The following is a 16,488-nucleotide window of genomic DNA, read 5'->3' as shown; positions in this document are numbered from 1 at the left end:
TAGTGCAATCAACCTAATCTGACGAAAATAACAAAAAAACCTAGCCACTGACATGACTAGGTTTTTAAAATTTATAACTCTAGGGCGAATTACGATTCAGTCGGGCTCGCTTTTTTCGGTGGACGACCGCGTGGACGACGTGGGCGAACTGGCTTGTCCGAGTCTGATTTATCTGACTCGTCCGCAGCTGTTTCCGTTACAGTTTCAGTCGCTTCTACTTTTTCAGCTTGCTTTGATGCTCTAGGTGCTTTGGCTTGAACTGGAGCAACAACAGCTTCTACTTCTTCAACCGCAGCTACATCTGCCGAGCTTTTCACTTCACTGCTTTCAACGGCAACAGGCGCTTCGCTTTCTGTTACAAGAGCAGGCTCGTTTTCCTCTGGAGTTACAGCAGGCGCAGCTTCAGCAGTAGGCGTTTCTGCAACAATCGCTGTTTCAGGCGCTGACGATTCAGCAACAGGCGCTGTTTCGCGTGCTTGTTTAGCTTGTTCAGCAGCAAGTTTAGCTAGACGACGACGCTCACGCGGGTCATTTGCAACACGTTGTTCAGATACAGGTGCAGGCGGTGTCAGGTCCAATACTGGAACTGGCTCTGCTTCAGGCTGCGCTTTTGTGATTTCAACATCACGGGTGACCGGTTTTTTCTCTGCTTCAACAGTAGGCGTTGTCACAGTTTTGCTCAACGTTGCTGCATACTCTTCAGTAAATTTCTGAAGGGCACGGTTGAAGGTTGGAATTAAACCAAACTGCTCAATCAGCACTGAACAGTCTTCACCATAGACATGGCGAATCAAGCTGCTGATGGTGTACTGACCTAAAGTTGGCACCTGTGAAGGTGTGAGTTTAGGTATTTCAGTTTGCTGTGTATGTGCAGCGCGTTGTTGGCGACGGCGTTGACGTGGGTCATTGCTGGCACGTTTTACGCTTTCACGTGGTTTTTGCTCTGCTTGTTGTTCAGTAGGTGCTGCTACAACTTCAGCTGATTTCTCCTGTACCACTTTCTCAGCTTTTACTTCAACTTCTGCTTTCGCAACAGCCGCTTGCTGAGGCTTGGTTTCGGTTGCAGTGTGTACGGGTGGAGTTAATGCCACGATTTCACTTTGCGCTTGATCGACATTGACCACATGGGCTGTTGTGATCATTTCTTGACGCGGTGCTTCAATTAACTCAACTTTAACTTGAGGTTCTTGAACCACAGCTGGCGCTGCTTCAGTCACTTGCTCATTCAGTACACTTGGGTCGCGGTGGCGATTTGGGCGTTCTGGACGAGGTTGGTTACGGCGGTCACGACGTGGCATTGCATTTTGCTGTTCGTTTTGAACATCAGTGTTTTGCTGTTGCTCACCGTGTTGGCGACGTGATGAACGCTTGTTTTCACGCGGTTCCTGACGTTGCTGTTCACTGCGCTCTGGACGGTCTTGACGTTGTTGTTCACCGCGCTCAGAACGTTGTTCATGACGGTCTTGGCGTTGTGATTCATTGCGTTCAGGACGTTGTTCATAACGATCTTGGCGCTGTTGATCTTGACGAGAGACCTGCACAATTTCTTCATGAACTTGGTTGTCATGTTGCGCATTTTGCTCACGTGACTCTTTGTGCTTATTAGGGCGCTTTTTGTTGTGGCGTGTGCCGCGTTCTTCTTTCTCTACATGCTTATCTTCACGGTGTTCAGATTTTGCATGAACAGGTGCAGCGCTCATGTAGACATTGTTGCTTGGTGCAACTGGTGCCGCAGCAGGCGTGCCAACTTGACCAAACTGACCACGGCTCACTGCACCGCCATTTACCATTTGCTCAATGGCCGCAGCAGCATTATTTGCAGAACGTGATTGATCGACAGTCGCAGCTTGTTTTTGCACAAACAAGTTTTCTAACCATGCACATGGGCTGCTTGAAGGTGCAGTCTGAGCAGGGGCTTGTTGCGCAACTTGTTGTTGTGGCGCGTTGTTACGAGGTTTTTTGTTGCCTTTTTCTTGTTGTACAGGCGCAGGAGCGGCATGTTGATGCACATGATCTGCACCATCTAAATGCCATTCTGATGACTCGTAACCCAACTCTTTTTCGCTTGAACGTGTTGCTTCTGTACGTTCATAGCTGGTTGGTGCAAAGCCTTCAGGGTTATACGAAATTTCGTAATGTGGGGTTTCTAAGTGTGGGTGCGGAAGCACAGTCACACGAACACCTGAGGTTTGTTCGAGGTAAACCAATGTGTGACGCTTTTCATTCAATAAGAATGCTGCAATTTCAACTGGAACCTGTACTTGAACTTCACCATGACGTTCACGCAGCGCAATTTCTTCTACTTTACGCATGATTGAAAGCGATAATGAACGCAAGTCACGCACCATACCTGTGCCATGACAGCGCGGACAGACATAACCTGTTGCTTCTTCAAGTGAAGGACGTAGACGTTGACGGCTCATTTCCATCAAGCCAAAACGAGACAATTGACCGAATTGGATGCGGGCACGGTCGCTTTGTGTTGCTTCGCGAAGTTTCGCCTCAACCATACGTTGGTTGCGGTCTTTGGTCATGTCGATAAAGTCGATCACGACCAAACCACCAATGTCACGTAAACGTAGTTGACGTGCAATTTCTTCTGCTGCTTCAAGGTTAGTATTGAGCGCTGTATCTTCAACGTCACTACCACGGGTTGATTTTGCAGAGTTAATGTCGATAGACACTAATGCTTCGGTTTGGTCAATAACGATTGAACCGCCTGAAGGAAGTTTAACTTCACGTTCATAAGCCGTTTGAATTTGGCTTTCAATACCAAAATGCGCAAATAACGGTTCATTTAGCGTATAAGTTTTTAGCTTGTCGATTTGACGAGGCATGACTGCTTTTACGAAGTTATAGGCTTCGTTATAGGCTTGCTCTGAATCAATTAAAATTTCAGCAACATCATCACGTAAATAATCACGAATCGCACGCGTCACCACGCCTGCTTCTTGATGCACCAACATTGGCGATGGACCAGAACTTGCTGTGTTTTGGATTTGCGCCCAAAGATCCAGTAAGTGCTGTAGGTCGAGTTGTAACTCTTCTTGAGAACGGCCAATACCCGCAGTACGTACAATCACGCTCATGCCACGAGGTACATTTAACGACGCCAACATTTCTTTCAATTCTTCACGTACTGAACCTGAAATTTGACGGCTAATACCACCACCTTTAGGGTTGTTTGGCATGAGTACCAAGTAGCGACCAGCTAAAGAAATGAAGGTAGAAAGAGCAGCGCCTTTGTTACCACGCTCTTCTTTTTCAACTTGAACCAAAAGCTCTGTGCCTTCAGTGATCAATTCACGAATGTTTGAAGTTTGGCGTGGGTCTGCTTGGTAATATGAATTTGCGATTTCACGCATAGACAAGAAGCCTTGACGTCCCGCACCATATTCAACAAAGACGGCTTCCAAAGAAGGCTCAACGCGAGTCACGTGACCTTTATAGATATTGGATTTTTTTTGTTCACGGGTACGATTCTCTAAGTCAAAATCGTAAAGACGCTGCCCAGTGACAAGTGCAACGCGAATCTCTTCTGCATGTGTTGCATTAATCAACATACGTTTCATGGGTGTAACACCTAATAGTGATACACAGCAAACTATCGCTAAACACGTAGCGAACATCAAACATCACGGACCAATTTTGCTCAGATCTCAAAGAAACCGATTGTGGTCTGAGTTTTATTACCTGCCTTTTTGATCGGCTGCGGTTTTGATTCACATATTGATGATGGCAATACGGCTTCAATCTTTAAACGATTAAAGTCTCCTGCGCGTTTCACTGGCGGACAAGCGGTGCATTGGATGTAAGTAACTTTCACTGTCACATTTGCTCGAAGAGCAACCCTTCTTTTTGGATAGGGTGTCTTGATACGGAATTATCATCGTACCTTTACAACTGAACAGATCCATATGCATCAACGCTGTGGCCTGAATACGACATCAGGGAGCGACTAATCTGATGTATATCAGTTTACGTTTAAAAACCAACCTTCGTTGGTCACATATTTTTTTGGGGCAAACTGATTTATGTGCAGATGCACAATTAAACCTAACAGTTTGCTGTTTTGCCGATATAATAAGCCTTCGGCGTCGGCATAATTCTTTTGGGACCGTTCCAAGCTGAGTTGAGTTATTTTCTTAACTATTCAATTTAAAATTGAAATGATTAAGCTTTTGACTCACTTATGGTGGTATCCGTGCGCTGACTATATCAAACCTTGTACCATCTGCCTATGGGCTAAGCTAGTCTTTCTTGTGTAAAGCATAGCCTAAATGGTCATTTTTTATTCAAATTCCGTATTTTTTAGGTCGCAGTAACTGTATGAATTCTACCCAACAATGGCAAAACGTGACGTGGTTTGAAGTGGACGAGCATCAAGCAGGGCAACGGATTGATAACTTTTTATTTAGCCGTTTAAAAGGTGTGCCTAAAAGTCGTATTTATCGCCTGATTCGTGAAGGTCAGGTTCGCGTGAATAAAAAGCGTATAAAAGCAGAAACTAAGCTGTCTATTGGTGACCAGATTCGTGTGGCGCCGATTCGCTATGAACAAAAAGATGAAAATGCGGTGCCTGTTTCTGACAAAGTGGCACAGAGTTTACTCAGTCGTGTGGTGTATGAAGATGAAGGCTTGATGGTCGTCAATAAGCCATCAGGCATTGCCGTACATGGCGGCAGTGGCGTGGCTTATGGTCTAATTGAAGGCTTACGTGCGGCAACAGGTAAAAAATATTTAGAACTGATTCATCGTATTGACCGTGATACCTCAGGTTTGGTGATGATTTCTAAAAAGCGTAGTGTGTTAAAAAGTTTGCAAGACATGTTGCGTGAACACAAAATTAAGAAAACTTACGCTGCTGTAGTTAAAGGTGTGGTGAGTTTAGACAAGCAGTTAATTGATGCGCCTTTGCACCGTTATGAACTGGCCAATGGTGAGCGTCGTGTGCGTGTGTCGAGTGAAGGTAAAGAGTCTAAAACGCAGTGGAATGTGGCTGAGCGTTTTATGCATGCAACCTTAGTTTATGCATCGCCGCTTTCAGGGCGGACCCATCAAATTCGTGTGCATGGTTTAAGCATTGGTCATCCATTGGTCGGTGATGATAAATATGGTCATGAAACAGAATATAAAGGACCGAAACCGCGTCGTTTATGTCTGCATGCAATGCGTTTAGACATTCCTGGTTATGCGCCGATTGAAGCGCCGTTACCTGAAGATATGCAGAGTATTGTGGCGCAGTTAAGAGCACAAAAGAAGGACTAAGTCTTTTCCCTTTCATTTTGGGAGAAGTGATAAAGCCATGACTTTTGTTGGTTGTGATTAATTTAAAATGATGCTGTATTGGTCATCTTTATTTTTAAAGATGCAAAGTAACAAAAATCTTTTGTTGAGCTGATGGAACATCCTGAACGCGCTTTAAGCACTGCTCTAAAGCGAAGTGCAAGTCAGCTCAACGGCCCCATCCTTGTCGCCATCGTGTAGCAAATGCATGGTGTAAATTGACTTTATAAAAGTAAATATTGGAACCCCAGCATGAACAAACCTGTAGAACTGATTATCTTCGATTGGGATGGGACATTATTTGATTCAGTGGGGCAGATTGTGGCGAGTTTATTGTTTGCCGCGCAGCAATTTGCACAACCCTTATCTGCTGATGCAGCAAAAAGTATTATTGGTTTAGGTTTGCCAGAGGTTGCGCAGCGATTATTTCCTCAAATGCCTGAGCTACATACTGAGATTTTGCAATGCTATGCCGAGCATTATGTGGCGAACTCGAAAGGTGATGTTTGGTTCGACGGCGTAGCCGATATGTTGAATGGCTTACGTGAAGCAGGTTTACAGTTGGCGGTGGCGACAGGTAAAAGCCGTAAAGGCTTAGATCGAGTATTAGCGCAAACACAGAGCCAAGCACTATTTGTGACAACGCGTGCTGCAAGTGAAACTAAATCTAAACCGCATCCTTTGATGTTGGAAGAAATTTTAGCTGAAACGGGTGTGTCTGCTGAACGCGCGATTATGGTGGGTGATACCAGTTATGACCTAGAAATGGCACGTACTATTGCCATGCCGAGAATCGGGGTGAGTTATGGGGTGCATACACCTGAAACGCTCAGACAATATCAACCTTTGGCCATCGCGGATGATGTGCCGAGCTTGCAGCAGTATTTATTGCAATATGTTGACCTTAAACAAGTGATTTAACTTGAGTCGTCTAAATATATAGCCTGTGGAAGATGGTCAGAGTGAGTCTGCCTGTTTTGGGCGATCATCTTCAAAGCTTTTGTCTTCAGTATGCTTTAAGGCTGATGAACGGTTGATTGAATTGTTGGGTTTGTGATTTGAAAAAGCTCTGATTGGTTTTTTTTGATGTTTTCCTCGAAAGGACTTCAATCATCGTCTTTATATTGGATGGGTGTCATTTGAGGATGATCAAGAAATGAAAAACAGGGTACTTATAGCGTGATAAAACCCGCCGCGACATTGATGCTAATGGCGAGAATAGAGGTATTAAAACCATAAGCTAAAATAATGTGCAGAATATTAAGAATACGCATCGAACGTGAGGTAATGGAAACATCCGCGGTTTGCGCAGAAGTGCCAATCACATAACTAAAATATAAAAAGTCGGGATAGGTCGGTTGAGCCGTTTTGGGAAAGTCTAAGCCTGAATCTTGTTGGTCTGCGAGAGCCAGATAATAGTCATGTGCATAATGAATGGCAAACACGGTATGCATAAAGAACCATGCGCTAATAATGGTGAGTAAGGACAGCGCTAAGTGCCCATATTTGATGGTTGGGTCATTCGGGAGATGAGTCAACTCTAATACAATCGCAATTAAGCACATGAGCAAAGTCATGATCACCAACAGTAGAATGATCCATTTACTGGCATCTTGCTGTTGTGCATGTTGCAGAATGTGCCGATGGTCAACAGACCACAGGGTGGTCATAGTTTTGACTAAATAACTTGATACGGCAATATTCCAACTGATCAATAAATTGGTCGACCAAGACCAGTCGGTAAATGTATTCAGCAACGTATAAAAAACAGCAGTCAGCAAAAAACTAATGAAAAAGAAGGGGCGAAATTTCATTGCTGTTTTTAAACGCTGTAAAGTGGGCATTGGCATATTCTTCTCCTTCTCTGTTTTATTGTTTTTTTCGTGCAGCTAAGGTCGCAGTGCCTATTTAAGTATCAGTACCTACGTCTTTAGGATTAGTTTGTATTCGGACTTCAGTTGTAGGGAACCTGACAAAAGCCTGTTTTTATTAGCCTATCTTAGCTTAAAAAGAATATAAAATGAAAAAGCGAGATGTCGTCGACACCACTTAAAAATAAGAGGGTGAAAATACGCTTGTCATACAGAGGATTGGTTTATAAGAAATTCGCGTAGCTATTTCTGCAGAAATAGTGGCGCGCCGAATGGGATACATCATTGGGATTCACTGCGGATTTATTCGCGGTTAATATCCAAATAAAATACCCGAGTCAGTAATTCTATAAATTTAGTTACTGCCAGTGAGCTGTTATTTTTACGATAGTTCACATACAGATCCAAATACGGCAGCTCAACCTCAAGTGGACGAATTACCGTGTTGTTCATGCTAAGTGGCGCAATGTAACCGGGTAAAATTGTACAGCCGAGCCCCAAGCCAATCGCGTTGATATTGAATAGGATGTTGTCAGCTTTTTGCACAATGTTAAATTCAATATTGTGGGCTTTGGCAAATTCCAAAATGGTCTGGTGTAAAGTCTGTGACTGCTCGGCTGCGGGAATAATAAAATCAATGCCATCTAATGCTTTAACCGGAATTCGCTCGTATTGGGCCAAAGGATGATCTTTCGGCAACAGGAAAATGAGTGGTTCACGCAGTACAAACTGGCTTTCAATTTCATCACTATGGACATTATTTCGCGTAAAGCTAATGTCCAACTCTCCTTTTTTCAGCAAACGTAGTTGCTCAGTATTGTTCATACTGAACAACTCAATTTTTAACTCTGGATTTTGTACTCGTAAACTGGGCAGTACATAAGGAAAGATTTTCATTTCTGCCACAGGGACAAAACCAATACGAAGCATCTGCTGTTTGGCTTGTGACACTTGGCGTGCCATAGCAACCGCTTTGTCTGCCTGAGCCAAGGTGAGACGTGCTTGTTCAAGGAAAACAGCGCCTTCTTCAGTGAGTTCAACTTTTCGCTTGGTTCGATACAGTAACTGCACACCGACATCTTCTTCAAGGTCTTTGATTTGCTGGCTTAATGAAGGTTGAGCGGTATAAAGTTTCAGTGCTGCTTTACTAAAGTTCAGTTCTTCAGCAACAGTAATGAAATAGCGAAGGTGTCTAAGTTCCATATAAATAACCCACTGACTAATCCAAAAAATGTCTTACAATGACTGCGGTAAAGTATAATCGATAAACAATGATGCCGTGAAGATGATTCAATTATTGAGAAAATAAATGATCTTGGATTGAGTCTTAAGACTTTTTTATACGAAATAGCTTTTTTAATAATTGCTAAAAGGTATTAATTAAATACTAAAAATAGTTCATACCAATCACCTGAAAATTAGGGGAGGTGAACTACATAAAAATACAGTTGCGTTTTGCCGAAATTGGATATGATAAAAACATAAATATAATTTAATTGAACATATGGGCTAAAAATCGATATGGCAGATTCAAATAAACTGGTGGTCTATGCCGCGCTGTTGGGGAATTTAACCATTGCGCTGGTAAAGTTTATTGCGGCTTATCTGACCAATAGCTCTGCCATGTTGAGTGAAGCGATTCACTCTGTTGTGGATACCTTAAACGAAATTTTACTGTTATATGGATTGAAGAAGTCAAATAAACCTGCCAATTTTAATCATCCTTTTGGCTATGGGCGAGAGCTGTATTTTTGGGCCTTCATTGTATCTCTCATGGTTTTTGCCTTAGGGGCATTGGTGTCTATGTACAATGGGATCATGCACATTTTGCATCCTGAACCCATTCTAAACCCGACCATCAATTATGTTGTACTTGGCTTTGCATTTGTAAGTGAAGGTATTTCATGGTGTGTTGCTCTGAAAGTGTTTCGTAAGGCAAAAGGTCAGCAAGGTTATTTCGAAGCTTTTCGACGCAGTAAAGACCCCACCACGTTTACCGTTTTGTTTGAAGACTCTGCTGCATTAATTGGGCTGTTGATTGCCTTTCTCGGTATTTATTTGGCACATCGTTTAAATATGCCTGCACTGGATGGAGTGGCGTCCATTCTGATTGGGCTGGTTTTGGCGGTGTCCGCTTTTCTTTTGGCACGAGAAACCAAAGGTTTGCTGCTCGGTGAGACCGCAGACCTGCATGTACGTCAAAATATCTTAAAAATTGCCCAAGACGATGAAGGCGTACTGTCGGCCAACGGCTTACTGACCGAGCAAATGGGTGCCAAGCAGGTTTTGGCCTCGTTGAGTGTAGAATTTGAAGATCACCTCACTACCGATGAGATAGAAGCGTGTGTTAATCGCATTGAAGTAAAAATTAAACAAAAACATCCTGAAATTGTGGCACTCTTTGTGAAGCCGCAATCAAAAAAAGTGTGGTTAGAGCGAATGCAAGGACGCTTGGAATAGGTTAAGGTAGAGGTCAGTTTTCAAAACTGGTCCTGTTACTGGTGTATTGCAATAAAGATAACGACGTTAAATGAAGCCAAAATCAACTGAACTCCATTATCAAATTCCGACTGAAAATACCATGTCCCATACATGGCGACAGCCCGAATTTCAGTTTCTACACTCCGACCATTATAACGGGACTCGCTTTGTCAATTCGGTTCGTCGACCTGAGGGCCGTAGCCGAGGCGACTTGCTGAAATGGTTGATTAAGCGTAAATCTTCGACATGGAATGTGGATTTGGCGCAAGAGTATGCGCACTTTCATGCCGATAAAAAAAGCCTGCCACAAGATCGGCCCCATGCCGATTTAAAGGATTGGCAGGTGTGGTTTGTGGGTCATGCCACGGTATTACTTCAAATTGGGCCCTATAATTTATTGACCGATCCTGTATGGGCTGAACATGTCAGCCCGATGCAAGGGCGGGGACCTCGCCGTGTTATGCCTGCGGGCATTGCCTTGGAAGATTTACCGACCATCCATGCAGTGCTTTTGAGCCACAACCACTATGACCATATGGATATTGCCAGTCTGAACTGGTTGTATGAGCGTTTCGCCATGCCTATTTATACAGGTTTGGGCAATGGATGGTATTTACCCAAGCACTTACAAGTATTGGAAATGGATTGGTGGCAGTCGGCACGTCTGCATGATTTAAAACTGGTCTATACCCCAGCACAGCATGGTTCTGGCCGTGGGCTGCGTGATCAAAACCGTGCGTTATGGGGCGGGTTTAGTATTCACTGTGGTGCTGACTATGCTTATTTTGCAGGGGATACGGGGTATTCACCACACTTTAAAGAGCTACATCAGCGTTTTGGCGCACCTCGAATTGCGTTACTGCCGATAGGGGCGTATGAACCGCGTGAGCTGATGCGCTATATGCATATGAATCCGCAAGATGCTTTTCAAGCACATAAAGACCTGCATGCCAAATGTTCTATGGCCATTCACTATCGTACCTTTCAGCTGACCGATGAAAGTCGTGAACAACCTGAGATTGACTTAAAAGTGGCGATGAAAAATAGCTCAAAGCTCATGAATCCGTTTGTTTGTTTAAGAGAAGGTCGACGTTTAAGCGTGTAATTTACTTTATGTGTAAGATCAGGTGGTGGCTGGGACAAAAACAGTCATCACCGAGACCATAAGGACATCACCAAAATATCTTTCAAATAAAATCTAAAAAGCGAAAGTACGCTTCTTTTTTTGTTTAATTTTAACTCAATCTGAGCCGCGCTCATTGCTGGTAAGGCTTGTCTGAGTTTTAATCGATAAACTCAATTGAAAATGTCCATCAACCCCGCATAAAAAGCTTTTCTTGCTGTTGTTTTTTCGTCGGCTTCTATCTTGTTGAAAAGTTAAAATTCTTTCTTTCTTAAATATTTACATAGAATAATCCGATTGTTTTTATTCGTAAAACTCGCTTTAGATTGTCATCAAAAGGGGCTATGTTAGAACAGTAATAATTACTTTAAACGGTTCATGATAATCATAATTTGATGATCAAATTTGGAGCTCGACATGACACAGAATATGCAAGCATCAGGTTGTCCATTTCACCAGAAAGATGGTGGACAAACGAGTTTAGCCAGCACCAATAATTCTGATTGGTGGCCCAATGCGCTCAATCTAGACATCCTGTCGCAACACGATAAAAAAACCAACCCGATGGATCCTGATTTTGACTATGCAGCCGCATTCAAATCATTGGATTTAGAAGCGGTGAAACAAGATCTCCGTGAACTCATCAACAGCAGTCAAGAATGGTGGCCATCTGACTATGGCAGTTACATTGGGATGTTTGTACGTACCGCATGGCACTTGGCGGGTTCCTACCGTAAACAAGATGGACGTGGCGGTGCCAACACAGGGAACCAACGCTTTGCACCACTCAACAGTTGGCCTGATAACGTCAATACCGATAAAGGCCGTCGCCTGCTTTGGCCAATCAAACGCAAATATGGCAACAAAATTTCATGGGGCGATTTAATCGTTCTTGCAGGGACAGTGGCTTATGAAGAAGCAGGCCTGAAAACCTTTGGCTTTGGTGGTGGTCGTCTAGATATTTGGGCGCCAGAAAAAGACATTTACTGGGGTGAAGAGCGTCAATGGCTGGCACCAACGGCAAACCGTTATGCCAATGACCAAGACCGTAAATCGCTTGAAAATCCATTAGCTGCGGTACAAATGGGTTTAATTTATGTCAATCCTGAAGGGGTTGATGGCGTCCAAGATCCCCTTCGGACTGCACAAGACATGCGTGTCACTTTTGACCGTATGGGAATGGATGATGAAGAAACTGTCGCACTCACTGCGGGTGGTCATACCGTAGGTAAAGCGCACGGGAATGGTAAAGCCGAAAACTTAGGGGCAGATGTTGAAAGCGCAGACGTGGAGTTCCAAGGTCTCGGTTGGCATAACTCTGAAGGTACAGGCAATGGCGCGAACACCATGGTCAGTGGTTTAGAAGGGGCTTGGACCACACACCCGACCAAATGGGATAACGAGTTTTTCTATCTGCTGTTCACTTATGAATGGGAAAAAACCACCAGTCCTGCGGGTGCGAAACAATGGGAACCGATTAACATCAAAGAGGAAGATAAACCTGTTGATGCACATAACCCCAATGTCCGCCGTAATCCAATGATGACCGATGCCGATATGGCACTCAAAATGGACCCTGAATACCGCAAAATTTCAGAGCGTTTTTATGCAGATCCAGCTTACTTGTCTGAAGTGTTTGCGCGTGCTTGGTACAAGCTCACTCACCGTGACATGGGACCAAAATCTCGCTATTTAGGTGCAGATGTACCGAATGATGATCTGATTTGGCAAGACCCAATTCCATCGGTCGATTATGTTTTGTCTGAAGCTGAAATTGAAGATTTAAAAGCGAAGTTGCTAAATAGCGGTTTAACTTCGGTTGAATTGATTAATACCGCTTGGGACAGTGCGCGGACTTTCCGTGGTTCCGACTACCGTGGAGGTGCCAATGGTGCACGTATCCGTCTTGCACCACAAAAAGACTGGGTGGGCAATGAGCCTGAGCGTTTAGCTAAAGTTTTGGCTAAGCTTGAAGAAATTCAGACGAGTCTGGCGAAAAAAGTCAGTATTGCGGATTTGATTGTACTGGGTGGTACGGCAGCTGTTGAAAAAGCGGCGCATGCTGCGGGTGTGAATATCAAAGTTCCGTTCCTTGCAGGCCGAGGTGATGCGACTCAAGAGCAAACCGATGTGTATTCTTTTGAAGACTTATTGCCTAAGCATGATGGTTTCCGTAATTGGGTCAAAGAAGATTACAGTGTACAACCTGAAGAAATGTTGTTAGACCGCGCACAATTACTCGGTTTGACTGCGCCTGAAATGACGGTTCTAGTCGGTGGTATGCGTGTACTCGGCACAAACTATGCAGGTACATCAGAAGGTGTGTTGACGGCTCGCGTGGGGGTATTGAGCAATGACTTCTTTGTGAACTTAACGGATATGAAATACAACTGGAAACCCGTGGGTAAAAACCGTTATGAAATTGTAGACCGTGCGACAGGGGCAACCAAATGGACGGCGACACGTGTAGATTTAGTTTTTGGTTCAAACTCGATTTTACGTTCATATGCAGAAGTTTATGCGCAAGATGACAACAAAGAGAAGTTTGTAAAAGACTTTGTCGCGGCTTGGGTAAAAGTAATGAATGCAGACCGTTTTGACGTGAAGTAGTTTAATTGAAATAAAAAACCGCTCAAAAGAGCGGTTTTTTATAGATCATAAGGTGCTGATATTATTTAATTTAAAAATTTTGGTTTTGTATAGTATGTATTATATTCATTTTATGGAAATTTAAATTTAGAATTACTTATGTCAAACGCTTTTTTGATATTGATGGCTTTCATTTCACTTTTTACTAATAATTTATTGCATGCAGAGACCAATACACTGAATCAAGATAAAGTACTAAAACCGTTTATATTTGAAATTGGTTCAGATTTTTCAACTATTCAGACTAAATTCAATTTAGAAAAACATACTCCAAACGTGAATTTCATCAAAGAATCAAACTGGTATAAATTGGCAACCCCAGTTGGATCTATTTCACTTCAAGAATGGCAAGGTAAGCTTCATTGCATCGCTTATGATATTGATACAAATGATATAGAGTTAAAAAAGAAAATTATCGAATTTCTATTTGAAAAATATAAAATGAATTTCGAATGGGTGAATAGAGTTGATAACGGATTCTATATCTCATATGAATCATCTAATGATTCTATCCAAGGAATCTATGCCTATTCATTAGGAACAACTATTTCTTTTACCAGTAATGAAATTAGAAAAGCTGAAACAAAAATTCGCTTTCCAAATCTTTAGTGACTAAAACTTCAATTTAACATAATAGAGCTTATGCAAATCATGGCTTAGTATTATTTTATATATCAAACATCTATAATTTAAATGTAAGCGCGAAAATGAATAGAAAGCTTATTTTGATTAAAAATTAAGCTTTCCTAAACTTTGAATAATATCTCCTTCCAACATTACCCATTCTGCAAACTCAGGCTCGACCAACAAGGTCTGCGACACAAAGCCATAACATACCCGCTGCACATTTAAACTCATTTGCTGGAGTTGAACTTCATCTCCAACATAAGGCTCAAGGATACTGCGCCACATCTGCACCATCATGGCATAACTTTTACGGTAACTTTCAATGTTTGAAACCTGCCGTTCGAGCAAAAAAGTCTGTGCCCAGAGAAACTGTCGAGCCTGAATCTGCTCAAGCTGAAAGTGAATAATTTGCTGTAAATAGTCTTCATCAGTTAATTTTGTGGATAACTCTATTAGGCTTTGTGCATAACTTTTTAAGGTTTCAGCATTACTTTTCACATGCTGATGAATGGTCAATGCAACCAAATCTTCCTTCTTTGAAAAGTACTCATAAAAGGTACCCAAACCGACTCCGGCCACATCGGTAATCTCCCGAATGGTAATTTCATGTGCATGACGCTCATGCAAAAGCCGAACAAAACTTTCTTGCAAAGCTTCTTGGGTGAGTTTAGCTCGCGACTGGCGCGGCCTACGGCGAACTTGGATCTCGGGATTCTTCATAGCACAAAGCTGAACATGGCAGACTCAATTTTTCTCTATACTGAAATGAAAAGCACAGCATAACAAGAGCAAAGTGATATGAATACGGCATGGATGACCCATCAAATCAGTAATCAGTTTGATGAACTGGAAAATTACAACTTGTTTGAAACCGATACCGTTTTACAAGAAATTCTCACTCGTTATGGCAGTCAGGATCAGGCAAAACTCACAGAGTTGGGGAATGTCGTTGGTTCAGCGGAATATTATGATTATGCCGACTTGGCCAATAGACATACGCCGATCTTACATGCCTTCGATGCGCGTGGACGTCGCAAAGAGTTTATTGAGTTTCATCCTGCATGGCATCAATGGATGAGGCTAAACCGCCAGTTTGACACCCACGCACATCCATTTAACCAGCCCAATTCATCTTCAAAATGGGTGGAATGGGCAGCGCGTTTTTATTTGAGTGGACAAATTGAGGCGGGGAACTTATGCCCAAACTCAATGACGATGGGAAGTATTCCCCTGATTCAACGTGAACCTGAGCTATGGGCCAAAATCGGCGATAAATTGCTTTCAACAGAATACGATGAACGCGATGTGCCGATCAGCCAGAAAAAATCGATTTGGCTGGGAATGGGCATGACTGAAAAACAGGGTGGTTCGGATGTGCGTGCCAATGAAACCATGGCAGTACCCGTCGCAGAGTCGGGACGCGGTCAAGCCTATTTGCTCACAGGGCATAAATGGTTTTTCTCTGCACCGATGTGTGATGCGCATTTGGTGGTGGCAAAGACGGAACAAGATGGTTTGGCCTGTTTCTTTGTACCGCGCTGGCTAGAGGATGGCACTAAGAATCCAATTCATGTGCAACGCTTAAAAGACAAAGTGGGCAACCGAAGTAACTCCAGCTCGGAAGTCGAATTTAAAGAGGCGTGGGGCATCATGATTGGGGAAGCTGGGCGCGGTATTCCCACCATTATAGAAATGGCTAACTATACCCGTTTGACCTGTTCGGTGGGCAGTACCGCCATGCTTCGACAAGCCTTAGTGCAATGTCTTGCCTATACCCGTCAGCGTAAAGCTTTTGGGAAGCTTCTGGCTGAACAACCGCTGATGCGCACCGTACTGGCAGATTTAGCCTTAGAAACGGAAGCAGCGATGCAACTCAGTTTCCATTTGGCACACTGCTATGAAGCGGATGACGCATTGTCCGTAGCGTGGAAACGCATTATGACCCCAGCGTCGAAGTTCTGGATATGTAAACGTGCGGTTGAACTTACAGGGGAGATGATGGAAGTTTTTGGGGGCAATGGCTATGTCGACAACGGCATCATGGCGCGCATTTTTAAAGAAGCGCCAGTCAATACCATTTGGGAAGGTTCGGGCAATGTCATGTGTTTGGATGTATTGCGTGCCATTAGCCGCGATGTAGAGTCGATTGAAATCCTGTTCCAAGATTTGGCTACCACGGCTATGCAAGATGAACAGTTGAAACAAGAGCTGAAAAATCTATTTCAGTTGTTCCAACAGACACCTGAAGAACTACAATTTATGGGGCGCAGCTTGGTCAGCCGTTTGGTGATTTTGGCACAAGCAGTCCTGCTAAAACGGCATGCACCAAACTATGTGGCTGATGGCTTTATTCAAAGCCGTTATAGTCCATTTTATGGTCGTGTTGTCGGGATGCTTGATATGAAACAACCCGACGTAGAACGACTGCTGCATAGAGCATTTGCAGCTTAA

Annotated in this window: 11 protein-coding genes; 7 read left to right on the top strand and 4 right to left on the bottom strand. The window is 43.3% G+C overall.

What is annotated here, in order from left to right:
- Nucleotides 1-89: 89 nt before the first annotated feature.
- Nucleotides 90-3,572 (bottom strand): Rne/Rng family ribonuclease, encoded by a 3,483-nt coding sequence (locus tag KVY11_RS09350; RefSeq protein WP_218288756.1) that lies wholly within the window; start codon nt 3,570-3,572, stop codon nt 90-92.
- Between the two features lie 757 nt (nt 3,573-4,329).
- Between KVY11_RS09350 and KVY11_RS09345 the strand changes: the two genes are divergently transcribed.
- Together KVY11_RS09345 and KVY11_RS09340 are read left to right on the top strand one after the other, a co-directional pair.
- A complete protein-coding gene (locus KVY11_RS09345) occupies nt 4,330-5,268 on the top strand; it encodes an RluA family pseudouridine synthase (RefSeq protein WP_114392489.1) in 939 nt (312 codons plus the stop codon).
- A 270-nt stretch (nt 5,269-5,538) separates the two neighbouring features.
- A complete protein-coding gene (locus KVY11_RS09340) occupies nt 5,539-6,207 on the top strand; it encodes an HAD-IA family hydrolase (RefSeq protein ID WP_218288755.1) in 669 nt (222 codons plus the stop codon).
- Nucleotides 6,208-6,458: 251 nt separating this feature from the next.
- On the opposite strand, the gene KVY11_RS09335 is transcribed toward KVY11_RS09340, so the two are convergent.
- Nucleotides 6,459-7,136 carry a DUF1345 domain-containing protein gene (locus KVY11_RS09335; protein WP_218288754.1) on the bottom strand — a complete coding sequence of 226 codons (678 nt, stop codon included), beginning with the start codon at nt 7,134-7,136 and terminating at the stop codon, nt 6,459-6,461.
- 324 nt (nt 7,137-7,460) lie between these two features.
- The gene (gene hcaR / locus KVY11_RS09330) at nt 7,461-8,360 is read right to left on the bottom strand and encodes a DNA-binding transcriptional regulator HcaR (protein WP_218288753.1); all 900 of its coding nucleotides are present in this window, start codon (nt 8,358-8,360) and stop codon (nt 7,461-7,463) included.
- A gap of 318 nt (nt 8,361-8,678) precedes the next feature.
- Between hcaR and KVY11_RS09325 the strand changes: the two genes are divergently transcribed.
- From KVY11_RS09325 to KVY11_RS09310, 4 genes are all read left to right on the top strand, one after another.
- Nucleotides 8,679-9,617 carry a cation diffusion facilitator family transporter gene (locus tag KVY11_RS09325; RefSeq protein ID WP_218288752.1) on the top strand — a complete coding sequence of 313 codons (939 nt, stop codon included), beginning with the start codon at nt 8,679-8,681 and terminating at the stop codon, nt 9,615-9,617.
- Nucleotides 9,618-9,687: 70 nt separating this feature from the next.
- Nucleotides 9,688-10,743, top strand: coding sequence for an MBL fold metallo-hydrolase (locus tag KVY11_RS09320; RefSeq protein ID WP_218288751.1), 1,056 nt, complete (start codon nt 9,688-9,690; stop codon nt 10,741-10,743).
- 435 nt (nt 10,744-11,178) lie between these two features.
- Nucleotides 11,179-13,371, top strand: coding sequence for a catalase/peroxidase HPI (katG, locus tag KVY11_RS09315; RefSeq protein WP_218288750.1), 2,193 nt, complete (start codon nt 11,179-11,181; stop codon nt 13,369-13,371).
- Between the two features lie 138 nt (nt 13,372-13,509).
- Complete coding sequence (locus KVY11_RS09310; RefSeq protein ID WP_218288749.1) at nt 13,510-14,019, top strand: hypothetical protein; 510 nt, start codon at nt 13,510-13,512, stop codon at nt 14,017-14,019.
- Nucleotides 14,020-14,139: 120 nt separating this feature from the next.
- Here the strand turns inward: KVY11_RS09310 and KVY11_RS09305 are convergent, their stop codons facing one another.
- The gene (locus KVY11_RS09305; protein ID WP_218288748.1) at nt 14,140-14,757 is read right to left on the bottom strand and encodes a TetR/AcrR family transcriptional regulator; all 618 of its coding nucleotides are present in this window, start codon (nt 14,755-14,757) and stop codon (nt 14,140-14,142) included.
- Between the two features lie 78 nt (nt 14,758-14,835).
- Here KVY11_RS09305 and KVY11_RS09300 point away from each other — a divergent pair, with 78 nt between their 5' ends.
- Nucleotides 14,836-16,488, top strand: a complete 1,653-nt coding sequence (locus KVY11_RS09300; protein ID WP_218288747.1) for an acyl-CoA dehydrogenase family protein — start codon at nt 14,836-14,838, stop codon at nt 16,486-16,488.

The sequence above is a fragment of the Acinetobacter sp. CWB-G5 genome, assembly GCF_019209785.1.
In the GTDB taxonomy this organism is placed as follows: Bacteria; Pseudomonadota; Gammaproteobacteria; order Pseudomonadales; family Moraxellaceae; genus Acinetobacter; species Acinetobacter johnsonii.
The sequence above is the reverse complement of the archived record's forward strand: the minus strand, read 5'-3'. Positions and strand labels throughout refer to the sequence as shown.

What these genes read in the sequence shown, in the direction of transcription:
- KVY11_RS09345 (WP_114392489.1), top strand. Translation starts at nt 4,330, where the DNA reads ATGAATTCTACCCAACAATGGCAAAACGTGACGTGGTTTGAAGTGGAC.
- KVY11_RS09310 (WP_218288749.1), top strand. Translation starts at nt 13,510, where the DNA reads ATGTCAAACGCTTTTTTGATATTGATGGCTTTCATTTCACTTTTTACT.
- KVY11_RS09320 (WP_218288751.1), top strand. Translation starts at nt 9,688, where the DNA reads ATGAAGCCAAAATCAACTGAACTCCATTATCAAATTCCGACTGAAAAT.
- KVY11_RS09305 (WP_218288748.1), bottom strand. Translation starts at nt 14,757, where the DNA reads ATGAAGAATCCCGAGATCCAAGTTCGCCGTAGGCCGCGCCAGTCGCGA.
- katG (WP_218288750.1), top strand. Translation starts at nt 11,179, where the DNA reads ATGACACAGAATATGCAAGCATCAGGTTGTCCATTTCACCAGAAAGAT.
- KVY11_RS09335 (WP_218288754.1), bottom strand. Translation starts at nt 7,136, where the DNA reads ATGCCAATGCCCACTTTACAGCGTTTAAAAACAGCAATGAAATTTCGC.
- KVY11_RS09350 (WP_218288756.1), bottom strand. Translation starts at nt 3,572, where the DNA reads ATGAAACGTATGTTGATTAATGCAACACATGCAGAAGAGATTCGCGTT.
- KVY11_RS09340 (WP_218288755.1), top strand. Translation starts at nt 5,539, where the DNA reads ATGAACAAACCTGTAGAACTGATTATCTTCGATTGGGATGGGACATTA.
- KVY11_RS09300 (WP_218288747.1), top strand. Translation starts at nt 14,836, where the DNA reads ATGAATACGGCATGGATGACCCATCAAATCAGTAATCAGTTTGATGAA.
- KVY11_RS09325 (WP_218288752.1), top strand. Translation starts at nt 8,679, where the DNA reads ATGGCAGATTCAAATAAACTGGTGGTCTATGCCGCGCTGTTGGGGAAT.
- hcaR (WP_218288753.1), bottom strand. Translation starts at nt 8,360, where the DNA reads ATGGAACTTAGACACCTTCGCTATTTCATTACTGTTGCTGAAGAACTG.